General features: G+C 70.5%; 18 protein-coding genes. 8 read left to right on the top strand and 10 right to left on the bottom strand.

Going from position 1 to position 24,809, the window contains the following annotated elements; genetic code table 11:
• Window positions 1-16: 16 nt before the first annotated feature.
• Complete coding sequence (hemL, locus tag POL25_RS14840) at window positions 17-1,366, bottom strand: glutamate-1-semialdehyde 2,1-aminomutase (RefSeq protein ID WP_272086662.1); 1,350 nt, start codon at window positions 1,364-1,366, stop codon at window positions 17-19.
• A 47-nt stretch (window positions 1,367-1,413) separates the two neighbouring features.
• A complete protein-coding gene (gene gyrA / locus POL25_RS14835; protein WP_272086661.1) occupies window positions 1,414-4,020 on the bottom strand; it encodes a DNA gyrase subunit A in 2,607 nt (868 codons plus the stop codon).
• 383 nt (window positions 4,021-4,403) lie between these two features.
• Here gyrA and POL25_RS14830 point away from each other — a divergent pair, with 383 nt between their 5' ends.
• On the top strand, window positions 4,404-4,835 hold the full coding sequence (locus tag POL25_RS14830) for a host attachment protein (RefSeq protein WP_272086660.1): 432 nt from the start codon (window positions 4,404-4,406) through the stop codon (window positions 4,833-4,835).
• A gap of 62 nt (window positions 4,836-4,897) precedes the next feature.
• On the opposite strand, the gene POL25_RS14825 is transcribed toward POL25_RS14830, so the two are convergent.
• The 3 genes from POL25_RS14825 to POL25_RS14815 all read right to left on the bottom strand — a co-directional run bounded on the left by POL25_RS14825 (window position 4,898) and on the right by POL25_RS14815 (window position 7,429).
• Window positions 4,898-5,923, bottom strand: coding sequence for an aldo/keto reductase (locus tag POL25_RS14825; protein ID WP_272086659.1), 1,026 nt, complete (start codon window positions 5,921-5,923; stop codon window positions 4,898-4,900).
• A 243-nt stretch (window positions 5,924-6,166) separates the two neighbouring features.
• Window positions 6,167-6,346, bottom strand: a complete 180-nt coding sequence (locus POL25_RS14820) for a hypothetical protein (protein WP_272086658.1) — start codon at window positions 6,344-6,346, stop codon at window positions 6,167-6,169.
• A 327-nt stretch (window positions 6,347-6,673) separates the two neighbouring features.
• Complete coding sequence (locus POL25_RS14815; protein WP_272086657.1) at window positions 6,674-7,429, bottom strand: EI24 domain-containing protein; 756 nt, start codon at window positions 7,427-7,429, stop codon at window positions 6,674-6,676.
• A gap of 69 nt (window positions 7,430-7,498) precedes the next feature.
• Here POL25_RS14815 and POL25_RS14810 point away from each other — a divergent pair, with 69 nt between their 5' ends.
• Window positions 7,499-7,816 (top strand): hypothetical protein, encoded by a 318-nt coding sequence (locus POL25_RS14810; RefSeq protein WP_272086656.1) that lies wholly within the window; start codon window positions 7,499-7,501, stop codon window positions 7,814-7,816.
• A 19-nt stretch (window positions 7,817-7,835) separates the two neighbouring features.
• A complete protein-coding gene (locus POL25_RS14805; RefSeq protein ID WP_272086655.1) occupies window positions 7,836-9,047 on the top strand; it encodes a metallophosphoesterase in 1,212 nt (403 codons plus the stop codon).
• 200 nt (window positions 9,048-9,247) lie between these two features.
• Here the strand turns inward: POL25_RS14805 and queD are convergent, their stop codons facing one another.
• The 3 genes from queD to POL25_RS14790 all read right to left on the bottom strand — a co-directional run bounded on the left by queD (window position 9,248) and on the right by POL25_RS14790 (window position 11,666).
• Complete coding sequence (gene queD, locus POL25_RS14800) at window positions 9,248-9,613, bottom strand: 6-carboxytetrahydropterin synthase QueD (RefSeq protein ID WP_272086654.1); 366 nt, start codon at window positions 9,611-9,613, stop codon at window positions 9,248-9,250.
• A 78-nt stretch (window positions 9,614-9,691) separates the two neighbouring features.
• Window positions 9,692-10,717 (bottom strand): histone deacetylase family protein, encoded by a 1,026-nt coding sequence (locus POL25_RS14795; RefSeq protein ID WP_272086653.1) that lies wholly within the window; start codon window positions 10,715-10,717, stop codon window positions 9,692-9,694.
• Between the two features lie 43 nt (window positions 10,718-10,760).
• On the bottom strand, window positions 10,761-11,666 hold the full coding sequence (locus POL25_RS14790) for a YihY/virulence factor BrkB family protein (RefSeq protein ID WP_272086652.1): 906 nt from the start codon (window positions 11,664-11,666) through the stop codon (window positions 10,761-10,763).
• Between the two features lie 275 nt (window positions 11,667-11,941).
• Between POL25_RS14790 and POL25_RS14785 the strand changes: the two genes are divergently transcribed.
• The 3 genes from POL25_RS14785 (at window position 11,942) to POL25_RS14775 (ending at window position 19,420) form a co-directional block, all read left to right on the top strand.
• Complete coding sequence (locus tag POL25_RS14785; protein WP_272086651.1) at window positions 11,942-13,915, top strand: BamA/OMP85 family outer membrane protein; 1,974 nt, start codon at window positions 11,942-11,944, stop codon at window positions 13,913-13,915.
• 20 nt (window positions 13,916-13,935) lie between these two features.
• Window positions 13,936-18,954 (top strand): translocation/assembly module TamB domain-containing protein, encoded by a 5,019-nt coding sequence (locus tag POL25_RS14780; protein WP_272086650.1) that lies wholly within the window; start codon window positions 13,936-13,938, stop codon window positions 18,952-18,954.
• Between the two features lie 271 nt (window positions 18,955-19,225).
• The gene (locus POL25_RS14775; RefSeq protein WP_272087254.1) at window positions 19,226-19,420 is read left to right on the top strand and encodes a CsbD family protein; all 195 of its coding nucleotides are present in this window, start codon (window positions 19,226-19,228) and stop codon (window positions 19,418-19,420) included.
• Window positions 19,421-19,520: 100 nt separating this feature from the next.
• Here POL25_RS14775 and POL25_RS14770 read toward each other — a convergent pair whose 3' ends face one another.
• The gene (locus POL25_RS14770) at window positions 19,521-19,670 is read right to left on the bottom strand and encodes a hypothetical protein (RefSeq protein WP_272086649.1); all 150 of its coding nucleotides are present in this window, start codon (window positions 19,668-19,670) and stop codon (window positions 19,521-19,523) included.
• 23 nt (window positions 19,671-19,693) lie between these two features.
• Here POL25_RS14770 and POL25_RS14765 point away from each other — a divergent pair, with 23 nt between their 5' ends.
• Complete coding sequence (locus POL25_RS14765; protein WP_272086648.1) at window positions 19,694-19,870, top strand: DUF1328 domain-containing protein; 177 nt, start codon at window positions 19,694-19,696, stop codon at window positions 19,868-19,870.
• Window positions 19,871-20,363: 493 nt separating this feature from the next.
• Window positions 20,364-22,292 carry an IgGFc-binding protein gene (locus tag POL25_RS14760; RefSeq protein WP_272086647.1) on the top strand — a complete coding sequence of 643 codons (1,929 nt, stop codon included), beginning with the start codon at window positions 20,364-20,366 and terminating at the stop codon, window positions 22,290-22,292.
• 82 nt (window positions 22,293-22,374) lie between these two features.
• On the opposite strand, the gene POL25_RS14755 is transcribed toward POL25_RS14760, so the two are convergent.
• On the bottom strand, window positions 22,375-24,657 hold the full coding sequence (locus POL25_RS14755; RefSeq protein WP_272086646.1) for a cation:proton antiporter domain-containing protein: 2,283 nt from the start codon (window positions 24,655-24,657) through the stop codon (window positions 22,375-22,377).
• Window positions 24,658-24,809: the final 152 nt, after the last annotated feature.

The following is a 24,809-nucleotide window of genomic DNA, read 5'->3' as shown; positions in this document are numbered from 1 at the left end:
GCGGATCTCTCCCTCGCTAGCCGTAGCGACGGGCGACCGCGGCGAAGGCGGCCTCGGCGGCGGCGAGGGTGTGCTCGATGGCCGCGGCGTCGTGGGCGAGCGAGACAAAGCTGGCCTCGAATTGCGAGGGCGCCAGGTAGACCCCGCAGGTCAGCATCTCGCGGTGGAATTCGGCGAAGGCGCCGAGGTCGCTGGCCTTGGCGTCGTCGTAGTCGTGGACCTCTCCGCTGCGGAAGAAGCCGGTGAACATGGCGCCGACGCGGTTCATCACCACCGGCACGCCGGCCTTGGCGGCGCGGGCGGACAGGCCCGCGGCCAGGGCGGCGGAGGTGGCCTCGAGGGCGGCGTAGGGGTCGTCGCGGGTCAAGATCTGCAGGGTCGCCAGGCCGGCCGCGACCGCGACCGGGTTCCCGCTGAGGGTGCCCGCCTGGTAGACCGGGCCCAGCGGGGCGACGTGCTGCATGATGTCGCGGCGACCGCCGTAGGCGCCGACCGGCATGCCGCCGCCGACGATCTTGCCGAGGCAGACGAGGTCGGGGGTGACGCCGTAGCGCTGCTGGGCGCCGCCGAGGGCGACGCGGAAGCCCGTCATCACCTCGTCGAACACCAGGACCACGCCCTCGCGGGTGCAGGCGTCGCGCAGCGCCTGCAGGTAGCCGGGGTCGGGCGGCACGCAGCCCATGTTGCCGGGCACGGGCTCGACGATGATGGCGGCGATGTCGCCGCGGTGCTGCTCGAGCACCTGCTCGACGGCGACGACGCTGTTGAACGGGACGGTGAGGGTGTCGGCGACCGTGGCCGCGGGCACGCCCTCGGAGCCGGGGATGCCGAGGGTGGCGGCGCCCGAGCCGGCGGCCACCAGCAGGAAGTCGGCGTGGCCGTGGTAGCCGCCGTCGATCTTGACGATCTTGCTGCGGCCGGTGAAGCCGCGGGCCAGCCGCAGGGCGCTCATCGTCGCCTCGGTGCCCGACGAGACCAGGCGGACCATGCCGTCCTTGAGCGCCGGGACCACGCGGCACAGCAGCTCGGCGAACTCGACCTCGCCGGCCGAACATGCCCCGAAGGACAGGCCGTCGCGGGCGGCGCGGCAGACGGCGTCGACCACCTCGGGGTGGGCGTGGCCGAGGATCGCCGGGCCCCAGGAGCCGACGTAGTCGACCAGAGTGACGCCGTCCTCCGTCAGCAGGTAGGGCCCGCGGGCGGCGCGGATGAACGGCGGGTCGCCGCCGACCGCCTTGAACGCGCGCACCGGGCTGTTGACGCCGCCCGGGATGACGAACTGGGCGGCGTTGAAGAGCGCGCGGCTGTTGGCGCCGGCCCGGCCGTCACCGGGGATCTGGGTCCAGAACTCGGGCGTGGTGCTCATCGCTGTCCTCGGGGCCAGGTGCTTGAGAACATGTCCGGAGGGACAGGCTACTCCTCGCCGCCCTCGCCGTCGCCAGCGTCGCCGGCCTCGTCGCCGACCGGCGCTTCGCCGGCCTCGACGAGCTCCTCGCCGGCCTCGTCGTCGCGGTCGACGATGCGCTCGATGGCGACCACGCGCTCCTCTTCGCCGGTGCGGATGATGCGGACGCCCTGGGTGTTGCGGCCGATCTCGCTGATCGAGGCGGCGGTGGTGCGGATGACCTTGCCGCGGCTGGTGACGACCATGATGTGGTCGTCGACCTCGACCGGCAGCGCGCCGACCACCGGGCCGTTGCGCTCGGTGACCTTGATCGTGATGATGCCGAGGCCGGCGCGGTTCTGGACCTTGTAGTCCGAGGCGGCGGTGCGCTTGCCGTAGCCCTTGGTGCACATGGTGAGGATCGAGCCGGCGCTGTCGGGCTCGAGCACGACCATGCTGACGACGGCGTCGCCGTCGCGCAGGTCCTGGCCGCGCACGCCGCGGGCGGTGCGGCCCATCGGGCGCACGTCGTCCTCGACGAAGCGGATCGCCATGCCCTGGGCCGAGGTCAGCATGATCTGCTGCTTGCCGTTGGTGAGGCGGGCGTCGATCAGCTGGTCGCCGTCCTCGATCGTGACGGCGATGATGCCGGTCGAGCGGATGTTGGCGAACTCGTCGAGCGCGGTGCGCTTGATGTAGCCCTGCTGCGAGCACATCACGACGTAGAGCTGGTTGTTCTCGAGGTCGGCGTCGCGGTACGGGACCATGCCGAGCACGCGCTCGCCGTCGCGCAGGTCGAGGAAGTTGACCAGCGCCTTGCCGGCGTGGTCGCGGCGGCCGGCCGGCAGCTCGAACACGCGGGTGCGGAACACCCGGCCGGTGTTGGTGAACATCAGCACGTGCGCGTGGGCGCTGGCCTCGAACAGCTCGACCACGAAGTCGGCGGCGTCGCGGCCGACGCCGCCCTTGACGCCGGTGCCGCCGCGGCCCTGCACCCGGTACTCACCGACCGGCAGGCGCTTGATGTAGCCGTTGTTCGTCAGCATGACGATCATCGGCTCGTCGGCGACCAGGTCGATCGGCTCGATCTCCGACTCGTCGTCGAGGATCACCGTGCGCCGCTCGTCGCCGTACTCGTCGCGCACGCCGACCAACTCGCCGCGGATCACCTGCATCAGCATCGCGTCGGAGCCGAGGATGCTCTCGAGGTACGCGATCGTGGCGCTCAGCTCCTTGTACTCGGCCTCGACCTTCTCGCGCTCGAGCCCGGTGAGCCGCTGCAGGCGCATGTCGAGGATCGCCTTGGCCTGGTTCGGCCGGAGGTGGTACGGCTTGCCCTTCGCGGCCTCGACCTCGGCCTCGGGCCGGCCGCAGCGGGCCAGGAAGCCGGAGAAGCCGTGCAGCGGCTCGGCGCACAGGGCCTCGCGCGCGGCGTCCGGGTCGGGCGAGGCGCGGATGAGGGCGATGATGCGGTCGATCGCGTCGATGGCGACGCCGATGCCCTCGACGATCTCGCGCCGCTCCTGCGCCTTGCGCAGCTCGTAGCGCGAGCGGCGGGTGACGACGACGCGGCGGTGGTCGAGGAAGTGCGTGAGGCACTCGTGCAGGCTCAGCACCTGCGGGCGACCGGCGGCGATGGCGATCATGTTGACGCCGAAGCTGATCTGCAGGTCGCTGCTCTTGTAGAGCGAGTTGAGGACGACCTGGGCCGAGGCGTCGCGCTTGACCTGAATCCAGATCCGCATGCCGGTGCGGTCGGAGTAGTCCTGCAGGTCGCTGATGCCCTCGAGCTTCTTCTCCCGCACCAGCTCGGCGATGTGGCTGATGAGCCGCACCTTGTTGACCTGGTAGGGGATCTCGTGGACGACGATCGCCTCGCGGCCCTTCTCGTCCTCTTCGATGGTGCAGCGGGCCCGCAAGGTGAGGCTGCCGCGGCCAGTCGCGTAAGCCTGGCGGATGCCGGCCCGGCCGATGAGCTGCCCGCCGGTCGGGAAGTCCGGGCCGGTGACGATCTGCAGCAGCTCGCGCGGCGGCAGCTTGGGGTCGTCGACCAGGGCGATGCAGGCGTCCACGATCTCGCGCAAGTTGTGCGGCGGGATGTTGGTCGCCATGCCGACGGCGATGCCGACGGCGCCGTTGAGCAAGAGGTTCGGGACCTTGGTCGGCAGGACCGTCGGCTCGAACTCCTTGTCGTCGTAGTTGGGCGCCCAGTCGACGGTGTCCTTGTCGAGGTCGGCCAGCAGCTCCGAGGTGAGCCGCTTCATGCGGACCTCGGTGTAACGCATGGCCGCCGGCGAGTCGCCGTCGATCGAGCCGAAGTTGCCCTGGCCGTCGACCAGCGGGTACCGCATGGCGAAGTCCTGGGCCAGGCGGACCAACGCGTCGTACACCGAGGTGTCGCCGTGCGGGTGGTACTTGCCGATGACGTCGCCGACGACGCGCGCGGACTTCTTGTGAGGCTGCGCGTGGGTGTTGCGCAGCTGGTCCATCGCGTACAGCACGCGGCGGTGGACCGGCTTGAGGCCGTCACGCACGTCCGGCAGCGCGCGCGAGATGATGACGCTCATGGCGTAGTCCAAGAAGGAGCTACGCATCTCGTCTTCGATGTTGATCCCGGTCTTCTGCTCGCTCGCCATACGCCGTGAGGGGCGGGAGGATAGCGCGGGCGGTCCGACGCGGCTACGCGCTTTTGCCGGCCGCCGCGGACCCTGGCGGCGCCCCCCGCGCTATGGCCGCGCCCGGCCCCGCAGCGCTGCTGCAGGGGCCCGCAGCGGCGGTGCGTGAGGCGGCCGACGTAGATGCGCCGGCTCACGAAGCGCGCCAGGCCCCCGGGACCGGGAATTCACGCGTAGTCACGGAGTTTTGCCGCGCCGACGCGAGGCCGGGGGCGCGGCGCTGGGGGATCGCCGGGCGGGAATGGGCGGCAGGGGCCCCGCGGTTGTTCACGCGGCCGGGCGGCCCGTCCCGGCTTGTACGGCCTCACGGCCTGCCCCAGCATCGAAAATGAGGAGGTACCGGAATGGAATCGACCTGGTTCGTCGTCGCGGATCGCAGTCAGGCCCTGCTCTTCGAGGTCCAAGGCTCCCGCATGAAGCCCACGTTGACCCCGATCGAGACGCTCGAGAGCCCCGAACGTCCCCGTTACGAGCGGCGCGGGGGTTCGAGCAGCGCGTCAGGTCGGCGTGACCTGGTCAGCGAGACCCGCGGCGCGGCCGAGGAGCAAGACTCCAAGTTCGTGCGCCAGATCGTCGAGCGCCTGACGCAGGCCCAGCACCAGCGTCAGTTCGGCCGCCTGGTCATCGCCGCCCCGGCCGACTTCGTCGGTCGCCTGCGCGAGGTCGCCAGGGCCACCCTGCAGAAGTCGGTGGTCCGCGAGATCATCGGCGACTACACCAACGACTCGGTCCAGGCCCTGCAGGAGCGGGCTCGCCGCCACGAGTGGCTGCACTGAGTCGGTCCTCTCGGACATGTTGAAAGGGACAGGTCCTCGGGGACCTGTCCCTTGCGAACGGGCTACCAGCGGCCCTGGGAGGCGCGGATCATCGCGTAGGGGTAGGGCAGCGGGCTGGCCGAGGCCTCGTCGAGCGCGCGCACCTGCGCGGGCGACAGCTTGAGCTCCGCGGCCTTGAGGTTGTCGCGCAGCTGGTCCTCGGTGCGCGCGCCGAAGATGCACGAGGTGACGGCCGGCTTGTGAAGCAGCCACGCCAGCGCGACCTGCGACGGGGTGGCGTCGAGCTCGGCGGCGACGGCCTTGACGGCGTCGATCGTGCGCCAGTTGCGGTCGGTGTCGAAGCCGGCGAGCCGCTCCTTCCACTTGTCGAGGCGGGACCCGGGCGGCGGCGGCGCGCCGCGCTCGAACTTGCCGGACAGGAAGCCGCCGCCGAGCGGCGACCACGGCAAGATGCCGAGCCCGTGGCGCAGGCTCGCCGGCACCAGCTCGAGCTCGATGTCGCGGACGATCAAGCTGTACTGCGCCTGCAGGCTGACGAACCGCTCGAGGCGCTGGGCCTCGCTGGTATAGAGGCTCTCGACCAGGCGGTAGGCGGCGTAGTTGCTGCAGCCGATGTAGAGGACCTTGCCGGCGCGGACCAGATCGTCCAGCGCGCGCAGGGTCTCCTGCTCCGGCGTGTCGCTGTCCTGCATGTGGATCTGGTAGAGGTCGATGCGGTCGGTCTGCAGCCGTCGCAGCGAGTCGTCGACGCAGCGGACGATCCGCCGCCGCGAGGCGCCGGTGCCGTTGGCGCCCTTGTTCATGCGGAAGCGAAACTTGGTCGCCAGCACGACCTCGTCGCGGCGCTTGGTGTCGGCGAACCACTTGCCGATCACGCGCTCGCTGAGGCCGTCCTGGCCGTACACGTCGGCGGTGTCCCAGAAGTTGACACCTGCCTCGAGGGCCAGGTTCATGATGCGGAACGACGTCGCCTCGTCGCTGCCGACCTTGTGCATGAACGAGCTCTCGTCGGCCTCGCCGAACGTCATGGTGCCGAGGCAAAGCGTCGACACCGACAGGCCGCTGCGGCCGAGATTGCGGTACTCCATGGGTCCTCCCCCGCGCGTCGCGGGCGGGAGGACTCTAGGGCTGCCGGGGCCCGGTCTGACGGCCGGCGAGAGGCCGCGACGCTGGTGGTGTCAACACGAAGCGGACAGGCGTCCGGGCTTCGGGTCGGGCGATCCTGCGCGGGCGAGCGGCCCCAGGAGCGGAGCCTGCCGGCGCGAAACAGGACGGGACAGGGTGGGGCCCGGCGGCGACAGAATCAGCCGCCAGGGCAAGAGAACAGCGGTCTAGGCGCTGTCACGGCGGGCGCCGAGCTTGCCCGGCGCGACGGGCGTGGGGGCTTCTACACTGTCGTTCGCGGGCCAGGTATGGGCTAACCCCAGAGCCAGGCGGGCACCGACCTGTGGAGAGGCGTATTGCACCTTGAGGCACAGGTAGACCCAGGGAACTTCGGTCTTGGCGGACATGGCGGCTCCAGGGGGGGCAGGTCTCTAACAGCAAGAAGCTTGCCAAACCCTGGAAGCGTCAATTTGACGAGAAGGGGCCATCAGGATACCTTTTGGGCCGACATCGAGGTTGATATCCTACGACGTGTGCACAGGGCTGGAAAGCCCTGCCTCAGCAGTCAGCCTGGGGGGCGGTGTCCACGCCCCTCAGGGGCCTGACGAACGCGGTTCGAGTGGCGTCCCGATCTCGGACCTCGGGCCCCCAGCGAGCTGTGCCGACCACCTGGCCTTTCCGACAGGTTGCGGACGGTCGCCCGGACGATTGTCCGATTGTCCCCGCGGACAGAATCAGCGCGCTGTAGCCGCTTCGAGCTCGTCGGCGACGACCGTCGCCACGGCGGCCTGCGCGAGACCAAAGAGCAGAGGGCCCACGAATGGGAGGGCCATCACCGCCACCCACGGCAGACCAAAGCCGGCGAGGGTCGCGCGGTGGGCCCGCACGACCGTCTGCTGTTGCGCGTAGGTCTGGCCGGTCCGCTCGAAGTACGGGTCGAGCAGCTCCCAGGTGAAGGTCCGCGCCGCGTACCACAGCTGCAGCGGCGGCCCGAGCAGCGGCCCGACGAACGGGACCAGCGTGAGCCCGAACAGGACCGCGGTGACGCCGAGGAAATAGACCGCGCGGCGGATGCTGCCGACGGTCGCGGCCACGAACCCGAGCTCGGCCGGCCGCTCGAGCCGGGCCGCCAGCGCCGGGTCGGTCGCGCGCATGCCGGCCATGAACACGCCGTCGGCCAGGAACGGGAGGCCGATGCTGACGACGAAGAAGGACAGCATCGGCGCGGCCACCAGCGCCAGCAGGCCGCCGCCGATCCGCAGCGCCCAGCGCCCGAGCCATGTCGTCCAGGACATGTCCCCAGAGACAGGCACCAGCCACCACAGCAGGCCGCCGAGCAGCGCCGTGAGCACGACGGCGAGGATGACCAGCACCACCGCCAGGCGGAGATAGGCGCGGCGGACCTCGGGGCTGGCGAGCGCGATCTGCAGGCCACGGCCGGCCAGCTGGAGGCCGCGCGGGAGGCTCGAGGAGGCGGCAGCGGACGACATGGCCTCGCGAGTAGCACGAATCTCGGTTCGCGGCCGCGCCCCGGGCGCAGCCGCGCGAGGAGGCGAGCCATGGAGCCGCGATCGACGGAACAGACCGACGCTGCCTGCCGCGATGGCGAGTGGCGCGCGCCCGACAGGCGAGGGGCGGCGCAGCGGATCGGCGAGGTGTCGCTGCGAGCCTCGATGCCCCCGGGCCGCTCGCGCGAGGATCGGCGCACGCTTGCAACGGGCGACGACGCGGCGATGGGCGTCGCATCGAGGCCCCAATCATCGCGGGCGACACCCGCGAGCTTGCGCACGTGCGTCGACGATCGCTACAGGGTTCACCTGCGCGTGGCCTTCGCGACGCTTCGGGCTGGGCCGCTCGTGTATATTGCCGCGGCCTGAGGGGATGATGGACATGAAGATGGTCAGCCGAATTGCGCGTGGGACGATGCTCGCGGCGGTGTTCGCCGGTGGTTGCAGCGACGACGGAGGCACGGGCGCGGGCACGCAGAGCGTCGAAACCACCGCGCAGTCGTCCGACTCGACCGCCGCGACGCAGACGCCCGACCCGACCATGGTCACCGGTGGGCCCGGCTCGAGCGACGGCACCCAGTCCGGCGGTCAGACCAATACGACCGAGCCCGACCCGACCGCGGGCCCGACCAGCGACCCGACCTCGTCGACGACCACGGCCACCACCCCGGGCACGACGACGAGCACGACCTCCACGACCTCCACGACCGGCGAGGAGACGACCGAGGGGACCGGCGGGCTGGTCCGCTTCGTGGTGCTCGGCGACGTCGGCGAGGGCAACGAGGACCAGTATCAGGTCGCCGACGCGATCATCGCCGTGTGCGAGCAGCGCGGCTGCGACTGGGCGATGCTGACCGGCGACAACTTCTACGACAGCGGCGTCGAGGGCGTCGACGACCCGCAGTGGCAGGAGAAGTTCGAGCTGCCCTACATGGGCATCACGTTCCCGATCTACGCGGTGCTCGGCAACCACGACTACGGCGGCGGCGGCATCGGCGTCGACTTCGACACCAACAAGTCCGACTACCAGGTCGAGTACACCCAGCACAGCGAGCTGTGGCGCATGCCGGACAAGTACTACTCGTGGAAGCAGGCCCACGCGGAGTTCTGGGGCCTCGACACCAACCAGGTGATGACGGATCCGTTCAACGGCAGCGCCGACCCGCAGCAGAACTGGCTCGACCAGACCCTCGCCGCCAGCACCGCGACGTGGAAGATCGGCTTCGGCCACCACCCCTACCTCTCGAACGGCGACCACGGCAACGCCGGCGACTACGAGGACCTCGAGGGCATCCCGCTGCCGTTCGTGGCCGGCGACTCCGTCAAGGAGTTCATGGAGGAGTCGGTCTGCGGCAAGATCGACGTCTACATCTGCGGCCACGACCACACGATGCAGTGGCTGCAGGCGGCCTGCGGCACCGAGTTCATCGTCGCCGGCGCGGGCAGCAAGGCCAACACGATCGAGGGCAGCAACCCGTTCCACTTCCAGATCGCCGAGATGGAAGGCTTCACCTGGGTGGAGCTCAACGACAACAGCTTCACCGGCGTCATCTTCGACAAGAACGGCAACGAGCTCTACTCGCGCACGTTTAATAAGTGAGTGAGTGTGCCGCAGCGACGCGCCCTCGCGCGGGCGCGTCGCGGTGCGGCGAGCGACGCGGGGCGCTCGAGCAGGGCCTGTCGCTCCGCGGCGCCGATGGCCGCGGGCGTCAGCCAGATCTAGACCCTCAGGACATGTTCTCGAGAGCATGCCCTCGGGGACATGTCCTCATGAACATGTCCTCTCTTTAAAAAAGAGGTCTAGCGCTCGTCTTCGCCGCGGTAGATGCAGCCGGTGGTGCAGGTCTCGCGGACGACCACCTGCGACAGGCCGGGCAGGGCGGGCAGCAAGCGGCGCCAGATCCACCGGGCCAGCAGCTCGCTGGTCGGGTTCTCGAGGCCTTCGACCTCGTTGAGGTAGTGGTGGTCGAGCAGCGCGTGCAGCGGTTGCCAGGCGGCGCCGATGTCGGCGAAGTCGAGCACCCAGCCGCTCGTGTCGCCGACCGGGCCCCGCACGTGGATCTCGATCATGAACGAGTGGCCGTGCAGCCGCGCGCACTTGTGGCCCGCGGGCACGTTGGGCAGCAGGTGGGCGGCCTCGAAGCGGAACTGTTTGAAGATGTCCATGGCTCGGCGGCGGAGGCGGAGAGTAACGGAAGCCGGCGCGGGCGCCGAGCTGGGCGAGCTCACGGACGGGCGGGTCGGTCAGAGGCGCCAGTACGGGGCTTGCGCGGCGCGGGCGCGGCGGACGGCTGTCTCGCCGGCGGGGCTCGCGGGGCCCCCGCCGGGCGGCGTGCTGCCGGCCAGCACCGCCGTGCAGGCGTGGACGCTGTCGGCGAGGCCGCGGAGGTCGTAGCCACCCTCGAGCAGGAGGACCAGGCGGCCCTCGGCGAGGCGGTCGGCGAGCTCGCAGACCACGCCGCACAGGTGGGCGAAGCCGTCGGCGGTGACCTGCATGTCGCCGAGCGGGTCGTCGCGGTGCGGGTCGAAGCCGGCCGACACCAGGATCAGCTCGGGGGCGAACTGCTCGGCGATCGGCGTCAGGAGGTCGCGGTAGATGGTCGCGTAGTCGCCGTCGCCGAGGCCGCCGGGCAGCGGGACGTTGACGGTGAAGCCGCGGCCCTCGCCGCTGCCGACCTCCCCGGCCGCGCCGGTGCCCGGGTAGTGCGGCGCTTGATGGGTGTTGAACACCATCACGTCGCGCCGGCCCTCGAACAGGTGCTGCGTCCCGTTGCCGTGGTGGACGTCCCAGTCGACCACCAGCACGCGCGACAGCCCGAGCGCGACGCGGGCGTGCTCGGCGGCCGCGGCGATGTTGCTGAACACGCAGAAGCCCATCGCCGCGCTGTGCTCCGCGTGGTGGCCCGGCGGGCGCACCAGGGCGAAGGCGCGGCGGGCGGCGCCGCCGACTACCGCCTCGACCGCGGCGATGCCTGCCCCTGCGGCCAGGTAGGCGGCGTCGACGCTGCCGGGGCCGAGCAGGACGTCGGGGTCGAGGTCGAAGGCGACGCCGCGGACGCGGTCGACGGTGTCGACGTAGCCCGGGTCGTGCACCCGCAGCACCTGCTCACGCGTGGCCGGCGGGGCCGAGGCCCAGCGGACGCCGGCGATCGGATCGCGGCGCAGGCGCTCGCAGACCGCCCGCAGCCGGGCCGGGCTCTCGGGGTGATGCGGGCCTTGCTCGTGGCCGAGCATGCGATCGTCGCAGACGAGGAGCGTGTCGTGCGGCATGGCGCGGCAGCATAGTCGCCGCGCCAGGCCGACGCTACCGCGGTCACGAATGCGACGTCACGGCGCCGGCGGGCATCTGCCCGTCCTCGGGCTGCGCCTGCCCGCGCGAGACGATCGCGCGACCGGAGCGCCGCGCGTGGACCTGCGTGATCTCGGCGCCGAACAGCATGATCAGCGACGAGTAGTAGACCCACGCCATCAGCACCACCACCGAGCCGGCCGCGCCGTAGGCCGAACCCACGGCGGCGCGGCCGAGGTAGACGCCGATCGCCCACTGACCGATGGTGAACAGCAGCGAGGTGGTCGCGGCGCCGATGGCCACCTCGCGCCAGCGGACCTCGGCGTTCGGCAGCAGCTTGAACAGCAGCGCGAACATGCCGGTCATCACCGTGACCGAGATGCCGAGGTCGACGAGGCGCCAGAACCACCCGAGGCCCTCGGTGCCGGGCAGCGCCGACAGGCCGGAGACGACGGAGCCGGCCACCAGCAGGGCGACGACGGCGCCGCCCATGGCGAGGATGAGCACGAGGCCGAGCAGGCGCCCGCGCACGGTGTTGCGCCAGCCGGTCTGGCTCGGCGCGGCGCCCCAGATGTGGTCGAGGGCCGACTGCAACTGGCCGAACGCCGTGGTCGCGCCGACCAGCATGACCACGCCGCTGATGACCGCCGAGAGCCACCCGCCGCCGGCCTTGTGCGCGTGGGCGAGGATGTCCTGCGCCACCTCGGCGGCCTGGGGCCCGACGAAGTGCGACAGCCGATCGACGACCTCGCCGCGCGCGGCCTCCTCGCCGTAGATCAGGCCGACGATGGCCACCAGCAGCAGCAGGAACGGCGCCAGCGACAGCATCGTGTAATAAGAAAGCGCGCCCGCCTGCGTGAACGGGTCCTCGCGAGAGAACTCGAGCCCTGCTTCTTTGATGAGCTGGAAGATCTTGCGCAGTGTCCGCATAGGAGCTCTCCTGGCCGTACTTGGCGATTGTGATCGGGTTCGGCCGGTTCGCCAGCGGTGGGCGGAACCGACACGCGCGGTCGAACAACACATGTCCTAACGGGCATGTTGTTTCAGTCATGTCATGATTGGGTCGCGCGGACTTCGCTGTCTCGCGGACTTTGCGCGGCTGCACGGGCGGACGGCCAGGGAAAGGCTGGAGGAGCGGCTGCTCGGGGATTCCAGGGGCCGCGCGCGTGGCCCTTGAGGCTGGTCGAGATCATAGTTCGCGCGTCGTGCGCCCATTGTGGACATGTCTCTTCGGACTGGTGATCGCCGTCCTGGTCGGCTGCTCGAGCAAGCTCGACGACGTCCGTGGGTCCGACGCCTATATCAAGGACGTCCAGTTCGTCGGGGTCGAGCGCTTCACCGAGAAGGAGCTGCTGACCTACCTGCACATGGGCGAGACTTCGATCTTGCCGTTCAAGGAGCGCTACGCGTTCCTGCCGGCGAACATCCCGGTCGACGCCAAGCGCATCGTCGAGGTCTACAAGGCCCACGGCTACTACGACGCCGAGGTGGTGTCGATCACCCCGACGGTGAAGGCCGGGCGGATACGCCTGTTCGCCCGCACGCCGGGGGAGCGTCGCCCCGGCAAGGCCGCCCTCAAGGTGGTGGTCCGCGAAGGCGAACCCACGCTGGTCAAGAACATCCAGCTGACGTTCCCGGCCGGTCGCCCCGGCATCGCCGCCGCCGACCCGAAGGTCGGCGAGGTCGCGCTGCTCAAGCGGGTCGCGCTCGAGACCGAGCGGGCGTTCGAGGTGCCGAAGCTGAACCGCTCCGTCGAGCAGCTGCTCGAGACCCTGCGCGACGCCGGCTACGCCAAGGCGGAGGTGCGCGAGACGGCCGAGGTGTCGCCCGGCGTCGGGGCCACCGTGCGCTTCGAGATCCGCCCGGGCCCGTACTTCAAGATCGGCGAGATCAAGTTCGAGGGCCTCGGCAACGTGCCCGAGAAGTACGTCCGCAACGAGAGCGACTACGCCCCGGGCAAGCCGTACTCGCCCAAGCTGGTCAAGAAGGTCGAGGCGGCGACCTACGGGCTCGAGGTGTTCGACACCGTCACGATCGAGGAGGTGCCGTCGGAGACCAAGCCAGGCACGATCGACCTGGTCGTCAAGGCGCGCCCGGCCAAGCCGCAGTCGATCAAGCTCGGCGCCGGCTTCGGCCTCGACCCGGTCCGCTGGGAGCAGCGCGGCAGCCTGCTCTACACCCACAAGAACCTGTTCAAGAACCTGACCCGCTTCGACCTGCGCGCGCGCGCCGGCTACGCCGAGCTGCCGAGCATCTTCAACCCGCAAGAGCACGGGCCGATCGTCAAGTTCGAGCCGACGCTGCGGCAGAAGGGCCTGATCGAGAAGCGCACGGTGGCGACGCTGTCGCCGGCGTTCGAGCTCGGGATCTGGGAGGGCTATCAGTTCTACAGCCCGACCATGCGCGCCGGCCTGTCGCGCTTCTTCAGCCGCTTCGTCGAGGCCGAGCTCGCCTACAACTTCCGCTTCGTCGACTTCTTCAACGTGTCGCCGACCCTCAAGGGCCAGAACTCGATCCTCGGGCTCGACTTCCGCGACCCGTACACGCTCAGCTACCTCGAGCCGTCGCTGCGCCTCTACCTCACCGACTCCGTGCTGCGGCCGCAGAACGGCGCGATCATCGGCGCCGTCTACGACATCATGGGCCTGGGCGGCGACTTCAGCGCCCACCGCGTGCGCCCGAGCATCCGCCTCTACTGGACCCCGCACTGGCGCATCACCTTCGCCGGTCGCTTCGAGATGGGGTGGATCGTGCCGTACGGGGCCAAGGGCGGGGCGCCGATCGACATGCGCTTCTACCTCGGCGGCGCCGACACGGTGCGCGGCTGGGGCCTGCGGCGGCTGTCGCCGCAGGTGTTCCCGGACGGCTGCACGCCGGGCGAGGCCGACTGCCGCGGCATCCCCGTCGGCGGCAACACGATGATCCTCGCCAACATCGAGGCGCGCGTGCGGGCCACCAAGATGCTCAGCTTCGTCGCCTTCGCCGACGGCGGCGACGTGCGCGCCGGGGTCAATCAATTCGCGCTGGGCCAATTCAACTACTCGGCCGGACCCGGTGTGCGTCTTGATACGCCGATCGGCATGTTCCGCCTGGACGTCGGCTTCCGCCTCAACGAGACCGAGTACGCGCGCGACCAGAAGATCTGGGCCGTGCACTTCGGCCTCGGTGAAGCATTCTAACTAAAGGGATCAGGGGACGGATGACGACGAGGATCGCAAAGATCGCACGCACCACGCTGAAAGGGCTCGCGCTGGTCCTCGTGGTGGTGGTGTCCGCGGTCGTCCTGATCTTGACCACGAACGCGGGTCTGCGGCTCGCGCTGCGGGTCGGCCTGCCGATCTACAACGGCAAGATCGCCGGCAGCGTGGCGATCGCGGAGGTCGAGGGCTCACTGCTGGGCTCGTTCACCCTGCGCGGCGTGACGCTCTCCGACCGCGAAGGTCGCGCGCTGATCACCGCCGACGCGCTCTCGCTCGACTGGTCGCCGCGCGCGCTGCTCGGCCGCGACCTCGCCGTCGACGCGCTGACGCTCGAGAGCCTGCGCGTCTACCTGCCCGGGCCCGGCGGCAGCTTCGCCGACATCGCGCCGCCCGGTGATGATGTCCCAAAGGACATGTCCCTTCCGCCGGGTCCGGACCTGCCGCTCGGCATCGCCGCGGCGCTGCACCTGCACGACGGCGCGGTCTATTTCGCCGACGGCGCGCCGATCGTCGAGGGGCTCGACGTCGACCTGCGGGCCCGCGGGGTCGGGCGCGCGGCCGAGGCGGAGATCGTGCGGGCCCACGGGCGCCTGCTGGGCAACCGCGAGATCGAAGAGCTGGTGCTGAAGGCCCGCTGGGGCTCGCCGGTGGCGCAGATCGAGGGGCTGCGGATCGTGGCCGACGCGGCGGCGATCGAGATCCCGCAGGCGCAGCTCGATGTGCGGGCGTGGCGGATGCTGGTCGACCTCGAGGCCCGCGCGGCGGTCGGGCTGCTGGCCGAGTACCTGCCCGCAGGCACGGTCGAGAAGTTGAAGGCGCCGGCAGGCACGGTCGAGCTTTCGGTCGCGGCCGAAGGTGTGCCCGAGGACATGGCGGCCGAAGTCCGGCTGGCGCTGGCGCCGAACCTGGCGCTGAAGCTGACAGGCGCGGGCGCGTGGCGCGGGACGCCGGAGGCCGACATCACCCTGGCGGTCGACGCCGACCTGGCGCCGTGGACCCAGGCGCGGCTCGGACGCGTGCGGCCGACGCTCGAGCTGCACGCGCGACAGATGCCGAGCAAGCGCCTGGCGCTGGCCGGCGGGCTGCGCTGCCCCGAGTGCGCGCCCCTCGGCGGCGTCGCCCTCGACGTCGATGGTGTGATCGATCCGTCGAGCAAGAGCCTGTCCCTCGCGGCAGCGCTCGACGCGGCCGGGGTCGGCGCCCTGGTCGACGTGGTCGCCATCCGCGGCGCGCTGCGGCAGATCGACTGGCGCCTGGCGGTGGTCGACGTGGCCCGCCCGGTCGCGGTCGGCCGCCAGTTCGCCAGGCTGCCGGACATCACCGGCACGGTCTCGGGCCGCGGGGCCTGCAGCGGGCCGGAGCTGCGCTGCGCCGGCGCGCTCGAGCTGCGCCGCGTCGGCGTCGGCGGGGTCGCGCTCGAGCAGGCGCGCGTCGACGTGGATGTCCTTCGGGGCATGTCCGAAGGGACAGTCGCGGTGGCGCTCGCGGGCCTTAAGGCCGGCTCGGTGCAGATCGATCGCGGCGAGGTGCGGCTCGACGCGGACAAGCTGCCGCCCGGGCCGGTGGCCCCGCCGGTGCCGGCCTCGCTGCCGCCGCTGCACGCGCGGCTGCGGGCCGGGGCGCTCGGGCCGGACGCGCGGGTGGAGCTCGACCTGTCTGTACGGACAGGTCAGGAGATCGGCGCGGAGCTGCGGGCGCTGACGGCCGAGATGGCCGGCTTCCACGCCGAGCTCGAGCGGCCGGCGCGGGCGGTGCTGTCGGGCTCGCGCCTGCGCATCGAGGAGGACCTGGCGCTGAAGATCGCCGGCGGGCGCCTGGCGGCCGGCGGGACCCTCGACGCCGACGGGCCGAGCGACGTGCATGTCGACCTGACCGGGCTGGCGCTGGCCCGGCTGCGGCCGCTGCTGCCGAAGCTGCGCCCGGCCGGCCTGGCGAGCGCGCACGTGCGGGTCCACGGGCGGCCCGAGGCGCCGTCGCTGGTGGCGGACGTGACGATCGCCCGCGCCGGCCTGCGCGGCAACACCTTCGGCGACCTCGACGTCGCCGCCCGGCTCGCCGACGGCCAGGCCGCGGTCGACGTCGATCTGCGCGGGCCGCTGGCGCGCAAGCTCGAGCTGCGCGCGCAGGCGCCTGTCCACGTGAACATGTCGCTAAGGACAGGCTCGATCGGACATACGTACACCAAGCTCGAGCTGCAGGCCCAGGAGGTCCGGCTCGACCGGCTGCGGCCGTGGCTCAAGCAGCCGGAGCTGACCGGCCGGCTCGACGGCATGGTCCTGTTCGAGGCCAACGGCACAGACGGCCCGCTGGCGACCCCGCGGGTGGTGACCGAGTGGCGCGCGAAGGGGCTGACGATCTCGGGCGCGCCGGTCGGCGACGTCGCGGTCAGCGTCACGCACCGCGGCGACTGGCTGCAGGGCAAGGTCGATCTCCACCGCAGCGGCGGTCGGGCCCAGGTCGACGTGCAGGTGCCGATCGAGCTCGACCCGCTGCGCGGCAAGTTCGCCTGGCACCGCGAGCGCGAGCACCGGGTCCTGGTCCAGCTCGACGACATCGACGTGGCTGACCAGCTCGACGCGCTCGCGCCCGGCCACGACGCCGGCGGCAAGCTGACGCTGAAGGCCGAGATGACTGGCCCGGCGACCAAGCCGGAGCTGCAGGCCGAGCTGCACGGCGAGCGCCTGATGCACCGCCGGATCGAGTTCGGCGCGCTGTCGCTGGTCGCGACCATGCGCGACGGCGGGGTCGCCGTCGACATCTCGGGCGGCGGCGGGCAGGTCGGGCAGTTCCAGCTGCGCGGCCTGGCCCCGCTCGCGCTCGACGCCTCTGGCGTGCGCTGGCGTCGCGACGGCTGGTACGCGCTGATGCTCGACCTTCGCGAGCTCGAGCTGGCGCCGCTCGAGCCGCTGCTCGGGCTCAACCTCGCCGGCCGGATCACCGGCGGCGTGACCTTCGACGGCGCCGGTCGCCACCCCAAGTTGGTCGGGGCCGTGCGTGCCGACAAGCTGGCGTTCAAGGGCCAGCCGGTCGGCGCGCTGCGGGCCGACGTCGAGTACCGCGACGGCCTGGCCAAGGTCGGCGCTCACGGTCGGCTCGGCAAGATCACCACCATCGAGCTGGGCGGGCGCGTGCCGCTCGACATCGACCTCGCGTCGGGCGAGTTCGCGTGGGCGACCGAGCGGCCCGCCAAGGCCAAGCTCGACGTCAAGAACCTCGACCACGACGCGCTCGAGCCGTTCAGCCCGCTGCCGCAGCAGGCGGTGGTGGCCCTCAACATCCACGCCACGGCCGAGCTCGACGCCAAGACCGTGCACGCCGAGGCCCAGGTGCTCGGAGAGATCGGCCACAAGGTGCTCGGCGGCCAGCCGCTCAAGATCCAGCTCGACGTGGGCGACGCCAAGCAGACGGTGCGCGGCAGCTTCGGCCAGCGCGACAAGAAGCGGGGCTGGCTCGAGTTCTCGGCCGACACCACCGCCTCGATCCCGAAGCTGCGGGCCAAGCAGGCCAAGCTGACCGACACCCCGATGCGTGGCGAGCTCAAGGCCGAGGCGACCGACCTGCGCTACCTCAGCGGCTTCTTCCCCGAGGCCATCTACGACTTCACCGGCTTCTTCTCGAGCGAGATCACCGCGGGCGGCGTCATCGGCAAGCCCAAGCTGCGAGGCTCGGCCCGCCTGCAGAAGGGCGGCGTGACCGTGGTGGCCCTGCAGCAGCGGTTCCGCGACCTCAACTTCGAGATCCTCGCCGACGGGCCCGAGGTCAAGCTGACCAGCCTCACCGCGACCAGCGGCGAGGGCCGGGTCAAGGCTGACGGCAAGGTGACGTTCGCCAGCGGCGGCAGGGTCGACGCCGACGCTCAGCTCGACCTGCGCAAGTTCCCGGTGGTCCGCCCCGGCCTGCCGCAGATGATCATCGACACGCACGTGAGCGCCGACGTGAAGCGCAGCGCGGCCGGGCTCGGGGTCAAGATCGACGTCGACGGCGCCGAGATCTGGGTCTCCGACCTCACCACGCGCGCGCCCGACCCGGTGCCCGAGAACGACAACATCACGATCGTCAGCGGGCCGCTGCCCGAGCTGCAGGCCGCGCTCGGCAGCCAGGCAGGCGCCTTGAGCGACAAGGAGACGCCGGTGGTGCAGGCCGAGGAGGCGACGGCTCCGCCGACCAAAAAGCCGCCGACGGCCGACGTCCAGAGCAGCCAGTTCGACCTCGCGGTGCGGCTCAAGGCCCCGGTGCACATCAAGGGCCCGACGATGGACATGAGCTGGAGCGGCGCGCTGGCGCTGCACCGCAAGGGCGAGGAGGCCGGGGTCACTGGCGGCTTCCGGGCCGACCGCGGCCGCTTCGAGCTGCTCGGCAACCGCTTCACCATCGACCAGGGCCGCGTGTTCTTGCCGGAGGACGGCTCGACGATCGACCCGTACCTCGACCTCACCGCCGACACGACCACGCCGCAGGCCGAGGTCAACGTGGCGATCCGCGGCCGCCTCAGCCGGCCCGCGCTCAAGCTGCGCTCGCGCCCGTCGCTGACCGAGGGCCAGATCTTCGCCCTGCTGCTGACCGGCAGCGCCGACACTCAGGAGAGCGACCCGAAGAAGACCCAGGCGAGCGCCGCCGGCCTGCTCGTCAACTTCAGCAACCCGACGCTGTCGCGCTTCGCCGATCAGAAGCTCGGCATCGACCGCATCAAGTTCGGCTTCGCCGACGACGTCACGCAGCCGGTGCTGAGCGTCGGCAAGCACCTGACGAAGAAGATCTACGCCGAGACGACCTACCATCACAACGCGCCGATCCGGAACAACCGCATCCAGGGCTCGTTCGAGTACCGCTTCAAGCCGCAGTGGTCGGTGGAGACGTTCTTCGGCGACGCCGCGGTCGGCGGCCTCGACCTGTTCTGGCGCCGCACCTTCGGCCGCACCGGCGCCGAGGGGCAGAAGACCCCGGCGCCGAAGGTCGAGCCGGACCCGCCGCCGACCAAGCGCACGGCCCAGGCCGACACCACCCCGGACGCGCCGTAGGCCGGTGCGGGGGACCGACGCGGAGGTGTGGCGCTGCGGCGCCCGCCTCCGCGTCGCGCTTTCGGCGAATGGCAGGGCCGCGGAGAGACCACGCATTGGCGATTGGCGAGCGCTGTTCGCGCCAATGCTGTGCGCGCTTGACGCATCGCCGCCCGCGCTCGCCGCTATTGCCCCAATAGGCCCATAAAACGACGTTCCGGGGATGTAGTCGAGTTCGTCCTGGCTGCAACAGCGATCAGACTTGGACCAGGAAACGAGAACAAAGATGGCAATCAATCAAGACCAGGCGCAGGGGAAGTGGGACCAGCTCAAGGGCAAGGCCAAGAAGATCTGGGGCGAGCTGACCGACGACGATTTCCTCAAGGCAGAGGGCTCTGCCGACAAGCTGTACGGTGTCATTCAGGAGCGCTTCGGCGACGGGAAGGAGGCGATTCAACGCAAGCTTCAGGACCTCCATCTGCCATAACCAACGAAGCGCCGGCGTCGACATCGTCGCCGGCTGAATCACCGCGCCCTCCCCCGATGCAATCGGGGGATGGGCGCGGTCCCCATTTAAGCGCTCGCATTCACAGCAGCGCCAGGACGGGCTCCGGACCGGTGCTGGGACCGCCCTCCGCGGGGTGGTAGGAATCGAATATCAGGGGTTGATGGATGCCACCACGATGATTAAAGAAAAGAGTGATGGTCGAGGTTGCCTCATCGATGAATCGGATCATGAATTGAGCAGGAGGAAAAAATCATGCTTCGTTGGGCCGTCGTCTTCTTCATCATCTCCATCATCGCAGCGGTCTTCGGCTTCGGCGGCGTCGCCAATGCCGCCTCCGACATCGCGCAGGTGCTGTTCTTCATCTTCATCGTCATCTTCGCGGTGATGCTGGTCGCCGGCCTCGTGGCGGGCAAGAAGATCGCCGGCTGACGCACCCGCGGCGCGCGCTGCTGTCCCCCGACCGGGACGGCCGCGCTCCGCAGGCTTCGCGCCCGAGTCGGGTGCGCGCCTGGGTGAGGCGAGAGACAAGTCAGACGTGTGCGGGTCCGCGACGACCGTCGTGCGCCGGGCGGCGTGACGAGCGACAGCTCAGGTCACGCAGCGCGCGCCACGCGACGGTCGTCGCGCGCTCGCGTGCCGTCCGCCGGATGTCCCGAGAGACAGATGGCGTGTCGCACCGCGTCCCCGACGGCTCCTGCGCCGATCGGAGCTGTCTCGAGCAACAGCTGTCTCGAAAGACAGGCCGCTCGGACGCGTGGCGTCGCCGACCCGCAGACGCGGAGTTGCGAGGCGAGCGCACGGGCGCGAGCGCGCAAGCGGCCGCACATGCAGGCGGGCAGACTTCCCGTGTGCACGCGAGGGCACGCTGGCGAGCCCGCAGTTTGCGTTTGAGCGGCTCGCCCGTGTGTGGCACACGTGGCTGATGCTGAAGCGGGAAGACTTGTTCAAGCTTGGGGTGATGGCGGCCGCGCTGCTGCCGGCGTGTGGCGACGACGGCACGACCTCGGCCAGCGCGTCGGTGACGAACGTGACGGGTATCACCAACCCGATCACCACGACCTCGACCACCGACTCGCCGACCTCCACCGAGGGGCCGACGACGACGGTGGCCACCACCGACGGCACTGGCAGCCTCAGCGACAGCGAGGGCACCACCGTCGCCACGACGACCGACGCCACCACGGTCGCCAGCGACGGGACCTCGACGTCCACGACCGACACCACGGGGCCGGTCACCGCGACCACGACCTCCACGACCGACCCCGACACCACCACGGTCGGCCCGTGCGTGTGCAACCCGGGCGACCTCAACGGCTGCGAGGGCGACCAGATCCTCGTCTGTACCGACGACTGTCAGGGCTTCGCGCCGGAGCCGTGCCCCGGCAACGGCCAGTCCTGCAAGAACGGCGCGTGCGGCTCGATGCTGTGCAACCCGGGCCAGGTGGTGTGCGAGGGCCTCGACGCCGAGAAGACCTGCAACGGGGCCGGCGACGCCTACGACCCGCCGGTCGCGTGCACGGAGACCCAGCAGTGCGACTTCGGCGGCTGCACCGAGCTGTGTGACCTCGTGCAGTCGAGCCCGAGCTCGATCGGCTGCTCGTTCCTCGGCCACAAGATGGACAACTTCAACGACGGCCAGGCGGACTCGCTGATCGTCGGCAACACCCACCCGAGCAAGGCGGCGCAGGTCCAGCTGTACTTCGTGCCCAACGGCACCAACGTCGAGCAGCCCCAGGGCGCGCCGATCAACCTCGCGCCGGGCATGACCTACACGTACACGATGAGCAACGCGGCGCTCGACAAGAAGTCCGAGCTGCGCAAGGGCGGGGTCTACCGCGTCAACAGCAACATCCCGATCATCGCCTACCTGCACTCGCCGCTCGGCCAGCAGGCCACCAACGACGCGTCGATGCTGCTGCCCGAGTACGCTCTGCGGCAGAACTACATCGTCGCCTCGTGGCGTGACACCCACAACCAGTACCCGAGCTACTTCAACGTGATCGCGCTGCAGGACGGCACCACCGTCAAGTGGACGCCGCCGCAGGGCACCCTGGCCGGCAACGGCGTGCCGGCGGTGGCCGGCGGCGCGACCGGGCAGGTGGCGATGAACCGGTTCGACACCCTGCAGGTGCGCGGACCGCAGGCGGGCAGCGACGTGTCGGGCACCTTCATCGAGGCCGACAAGCCGATCTGGGTCATCGGCGCGGTCGAGTGCGTCAACGTGCCGACCAACGCGGTCAGCTACTGCGACCACATCGAGGAGCAGATGCTGCCGCTCGACTATTGGGGCAAGACCTACGTCGGCGCCCACTCGCCCAAGCGCGGCACCGAGAAGCACTACTGGCGCGTGTTCGCCGGCGAGGACAACACCACGATCACCACCGACCCGGTCCAGCCCGGGACGCCCATCAACCTGAACAAGGGCCAGTTCAAGGATCTGGTGATCCCCAACAACGTGAGCTTCATGTTCAACGGCGACAAGCCGTTCCTGCCGGTCCAGTACCTCGAGAGCCAGAACGGCGGCGCCAACACCGGCGACCCCGCCATGTACCAGATGATCCCGGTCGAGCAGTTCCTCGACCGCTACGCGTTCGCCACCGGCACCGGCTACACCGCCGACTACGTCCAGGTCATCCGCGAGAAGGGCGCCGCCGACGTCAAGGTCGACGGCAACATCGTCAGCGGCTACTACGCGGTCGGCAACTACGAGGTCGCCGACTGGAAGATCAACCAGGGCGGCCACCTGGCCGAGAGCGAGCAGCCGTTCGGCATCATCAGCGTCGGCTACACGGCGGTGACGTCGTACGCCTACCCCGGCGGCATGCGGCTCAAGATCATCAACCCGCAGTGATGCCTGGTCCGGAGGGCATGCCCTCCAGGACATGAATGAAGGGACATGCCCGCGAGGGCATGTCCCTTCGCGCATCCGCGGCTCAGCCGGCGCTGAGCAGCACGACCGGGCAGGGCGCGTTCTTCAGCATGTTCTCGACCCGGTGGCCGAAGAAGGCCCGGGCCGAGACGGCGCGCAGGCTGCTGCCGATGACGAGCAGGTCGTAGCCGCCCTGCGCGGCGATGCGGACGATGTCCTCCTCGGGTCGCGCGCCCTCGGTGACGACGGTCTCGACGCTGGCGCCGAACTTCTTGGCCCGCTCGGCCTCGCGGGCGACGATCTGGGCGCCGATCTCGTGCGGCCGCGCGCTGTCGACGTCGTTCGAGCCGGTGCGCGAGATGTGGATGATCGTGACCTCGGCCTTGGTGCTGACGGCGAGCACGGCCGCGAGCTCGACGGCGTTCTTGCTGTACTCGGTGCCGACAGTCGGCACGAGGATCTTCTTCGGCGTCCACACGCGGTACAGCGGCGGCTTGCCGCCCTCGCTCGGCCGGGTCGCCGGCTCGCGCACGACCAGGGTCGGGCACGGCGACTTGTGGATGATGCGGTCGGCCATCGGCCCGAACAGCGCCTCGGTGCTGCGGTGGCTCTCGCCGAGCACGACGAGCTCGTAGTCGCGCGCAGCCTCGGCCAACACCTGCTCGGCCGGGTCAGGGTCGCTGATGACCTTGAGCTCGGGCCGCGAACCCTTGAGCAGCCGCAGCGGCCGACCGATCCGCTCGAGCGCCTTGGCCCCGGCGGCGTGGAACCGCCGCACCGGCCGCGTCAGGCCGCGCCACCACGGGGTCCGCACCGCCTGCGGCCGGGCGTAGACGGCGGTGACCTCGATCGGCTGCTTGTGGCTGAGGTAGCCGAGGATCTGCGCCGGCAGGTCGAAGCGGGTGGCGCTGCGCCCGACCAGCAGGACGCGCCGCACCTGGCGGATGAAGCTGCTGGCCGCCAGCGCCTCCATCTCGAGCCGCTTGGCCTCGGTCTCGCCCATGCGGACCTTGGAGAGGGTCCAGCGCAGCAGCGGCGGGGCCATCAGCGAGGTGGCGATCGCGACCATGACGACGATCGAGTACATCTCGACGGTGAGGACGCCGAGGCTGAGGCCGATGGTGGCGACGATGATCTCCATGGCGCCGCGGGCGTTCATGCCGGAGCCGAGCGCGAGCCGCTCCCAGTGGGGAATCTTGCACGCCCAGGCGCCGAGATAGCAGCCGACGAACTTGCCGAAGCAGGCGATGGCGAGCACGACGGCGCCGACGAGGGCGACCTCGGGGTCGGCGAGGCGCATGAGGTCGACCTTGACGCCAGCCGAGGCGAAGAAGATCGGGGCGAGGAAGCTGGCGGTGACGAGCTCGAGGGTGTGCCCGACCTCGTGGCGGAACCGCGGAGCCTGACCGGCGAGGATGCCGACAGTGAAGGCGCCGAGCACGGCCTCGATGCCCATCTCGTGGGTCAAGGCGGCGGTGGCGAACGCGAGCGCCAGGACCAATGACATCTGCGAGCCGGCGCCGCCGAACCGCTTGTCGACGGTGGCCATGACCCGGGCGATCAGCGGCGCGCCGAGCGTGAAGGCGAACAGCATGAAGACGACCGCGCCGCCGACCGACTTGAGCGCGGTGACGACGTCGACCACGCCGGTCTTGGCCAGGCCGGCGACCACCGCGAGCAAGATCCACCCGATGGTGTCGTCGGTCATCGCCGCGGCCAAAATCAGCTGACCGATGTCGCGCCGGATCAACTTGAGGTCCATCAGGACCTTGGCGATCACCGGCACCGCCGAGATGCTCATCGCCACGGCCATGAACAGGCTGAACACCAGCCGCATGTCAGGGTTGGCGAGGTAGGCCGAGTCGATGAACTGACCCAGGGCGAAGCCGGTGGCGAACGGGACCAAAATGCCGCCGGCCGAGATCATCAGCGCCGTCTTGCCGCGCCGCTTGATGAGGCCGAGGTCGGTCTCGAGGCCGGTGCAGATCAGCAGGAACAGCACGCCGATCCACGAGATCGCGGACAGCAGGTCGGCGAGGTGCTGGTCCTTGGGGAACAGCAGGTGCTGCGCCTCGGGCCAGGCGATGCCGAGCACCGAGGGCCCGAGCACGACGCCCGCCATCAGCTCGCCGACCACCGGCGGCTGCTTCAACTTGCGCATGATCTCGCCGAGGAAGCGCGCGGTCGCCAACAGCACGGCGATCTGCACCAGCAGCATGAGGACGGCGTGGTGCGACAGGCCCTTGAGGACGGCCGGGGCGGCGGCCGCAGCCTCGGCCGCGGGCTCGCTCAGGGCCGCGAGCAGCGAGAGATCGAAGGAGGACGCGAGGGTGGCGCAGAAGGACATGGTCGCCGTCACAGGTGCCTCAGGTCCGCTCAGGACGCGCCCGGGAGGGGTCGATGCCGCGAAAGCCCCCGGCGAGACCGGTCGCGACGGTGATCCTCGGAATTTTATGTATCACGAAGCGCGCTTCGTGAAGCGCGCCATCGCCGGGCTAT

This window comes from Nannocystis bainbridge (assembly GCF_028368995.1).
In the GTDB taxonomy this organism is placed as follows: domain Bacteria; phylum Myxococcota_A; class Polyangia; order Nannocystales; family Nannocystaceae; genus Nannocystis; species Nannocystis bainbridge.
The sequence above is the reverse complement of the archived record's forward strand: the minus strand, read 5'-3'. Positions and strand labels throughout refer to the sequence as shown.

What these genes read in the sequence shown, in the direction of transcription:
- hemL (WP_272086662.1), bottom strand. Translation starts at nt 1,366, where the DNA reads ATGAGCACCACGCCCGAGTTCTGGACCCAGATCCCCGGTGACGGCCGG.
- gyrA (WP_272086661.1), bottom strand. Translation starts at nt 4,020, where the DNA reads ATGGCGAGCGAGCAGAAGACCGGGATCAACATCGAAGACGAGATGCGT.
- POL25_RS14830 (WP_272086660.1), top strand. Translation starts at nt 4,404, where the DNA reads ATGGAATCGACCTGGTTCGTCGTCGCGGATCGCAGTCAGGCCCTGCTC.
- POL25_RS14825 (WP_272086659.1), bottom strand. Translation starts at nt 5,923, where the DNA reads ATGGAGTACCGCAATCTCGGCCGCAGCGGCCTGTCGGTGTCGACGCTT.
- POL25_RS14820 (WP_272086658.1), bottom strand. Translation starts at nt 6,346, where the DNA reads ATGTCCGCCAAGACCGAAGTTCCCTGGGTCTACCTGTGCCTCAAGGTG.
- POL25_RS14815 (WP_272086657.1), bottom strand. Translation starts at nt 7,429, where the DNA reads ATGTCGTCCGCTGCCGCCTCCTCGAGCCTCCCGCGCGGCCTCCAGCTG.
- POL25_RS14810 (WP_272086656.1), top strand. Translation starts at nt 7,499, where the DNA reads ATGGAGCCGCGATCGACGGAACAGACCGACGCTGCCTGCCGCGATGGC.
- POL25_RS14805 (WP_272086655.1), top strand. Translation starts at nt 7,836, where the DNA reads ATGGTCAGCCGAATTGCGCGTGGGACGATGCTCGCGGCGGTGTTCGCC.
- queD (WP_272086654.1), bottom strand. Translation starts at nt 9,613, where the DNA reads ATGGACATCTTCAAACAGTTCCGCTTCGAGGCCGCCCACCTGCTGCCC.
- POL25_RS14795 (WP_272086653.1), bottom strand. Translation starts at nt 10,717, where the DNA reads ATGCCGCACGACACGCTCCTCGTCTGCGACGATCGCATGCTCGGCCAC.
- POL25_RS14790 (WP_272086652.1), bottom strand. Translation starts at nt 11,666, where the DNA reads ATGCGGACACTGCGCAAGATCTTCCAGCTCATCAAAGAAGCAGGGCTC.
- POL25_RS14780 (WP_272086650.1), top strand. Translation starts at nt 13,936, where the DNA reads ATGACGACGAGGATCGCAAAGATCGCACGCACCACGCTGAAAGGGCTC.
- POL25_RS14770 (WP_272086649.1), bottom strand. Translation starts at nt 19,670, where the DNA reads ATGATCCGATTCATCGATGAGGCAACCTCGACCATCACTCTTTTCTTT.
- POL25_RS14765 (WP_272086648.1), top strand. Translation starts at nt 19,694, where the DNA reads ATGCTTCGTTGGGCCGTCGTCTTCTTCATCATCTCCATCATCGCAGCG.
- POL25_RS14760 (WP_272086647.1), top strand. Translation starts at nt 20,364, where the DNA reads ATGCTGAAGCGGGAAGACTTGTTCAAGCTTGGGGTGATGGCGGCCGCG.
- POL25_RS14755 (WP_272086646.1), bottom strand. Translation starts at nt 24,657, where the DNA reads ATGTCCTTCTGCGCCACCCTCGCGTCCTCCTTCGATCTCTCGCTGCTC.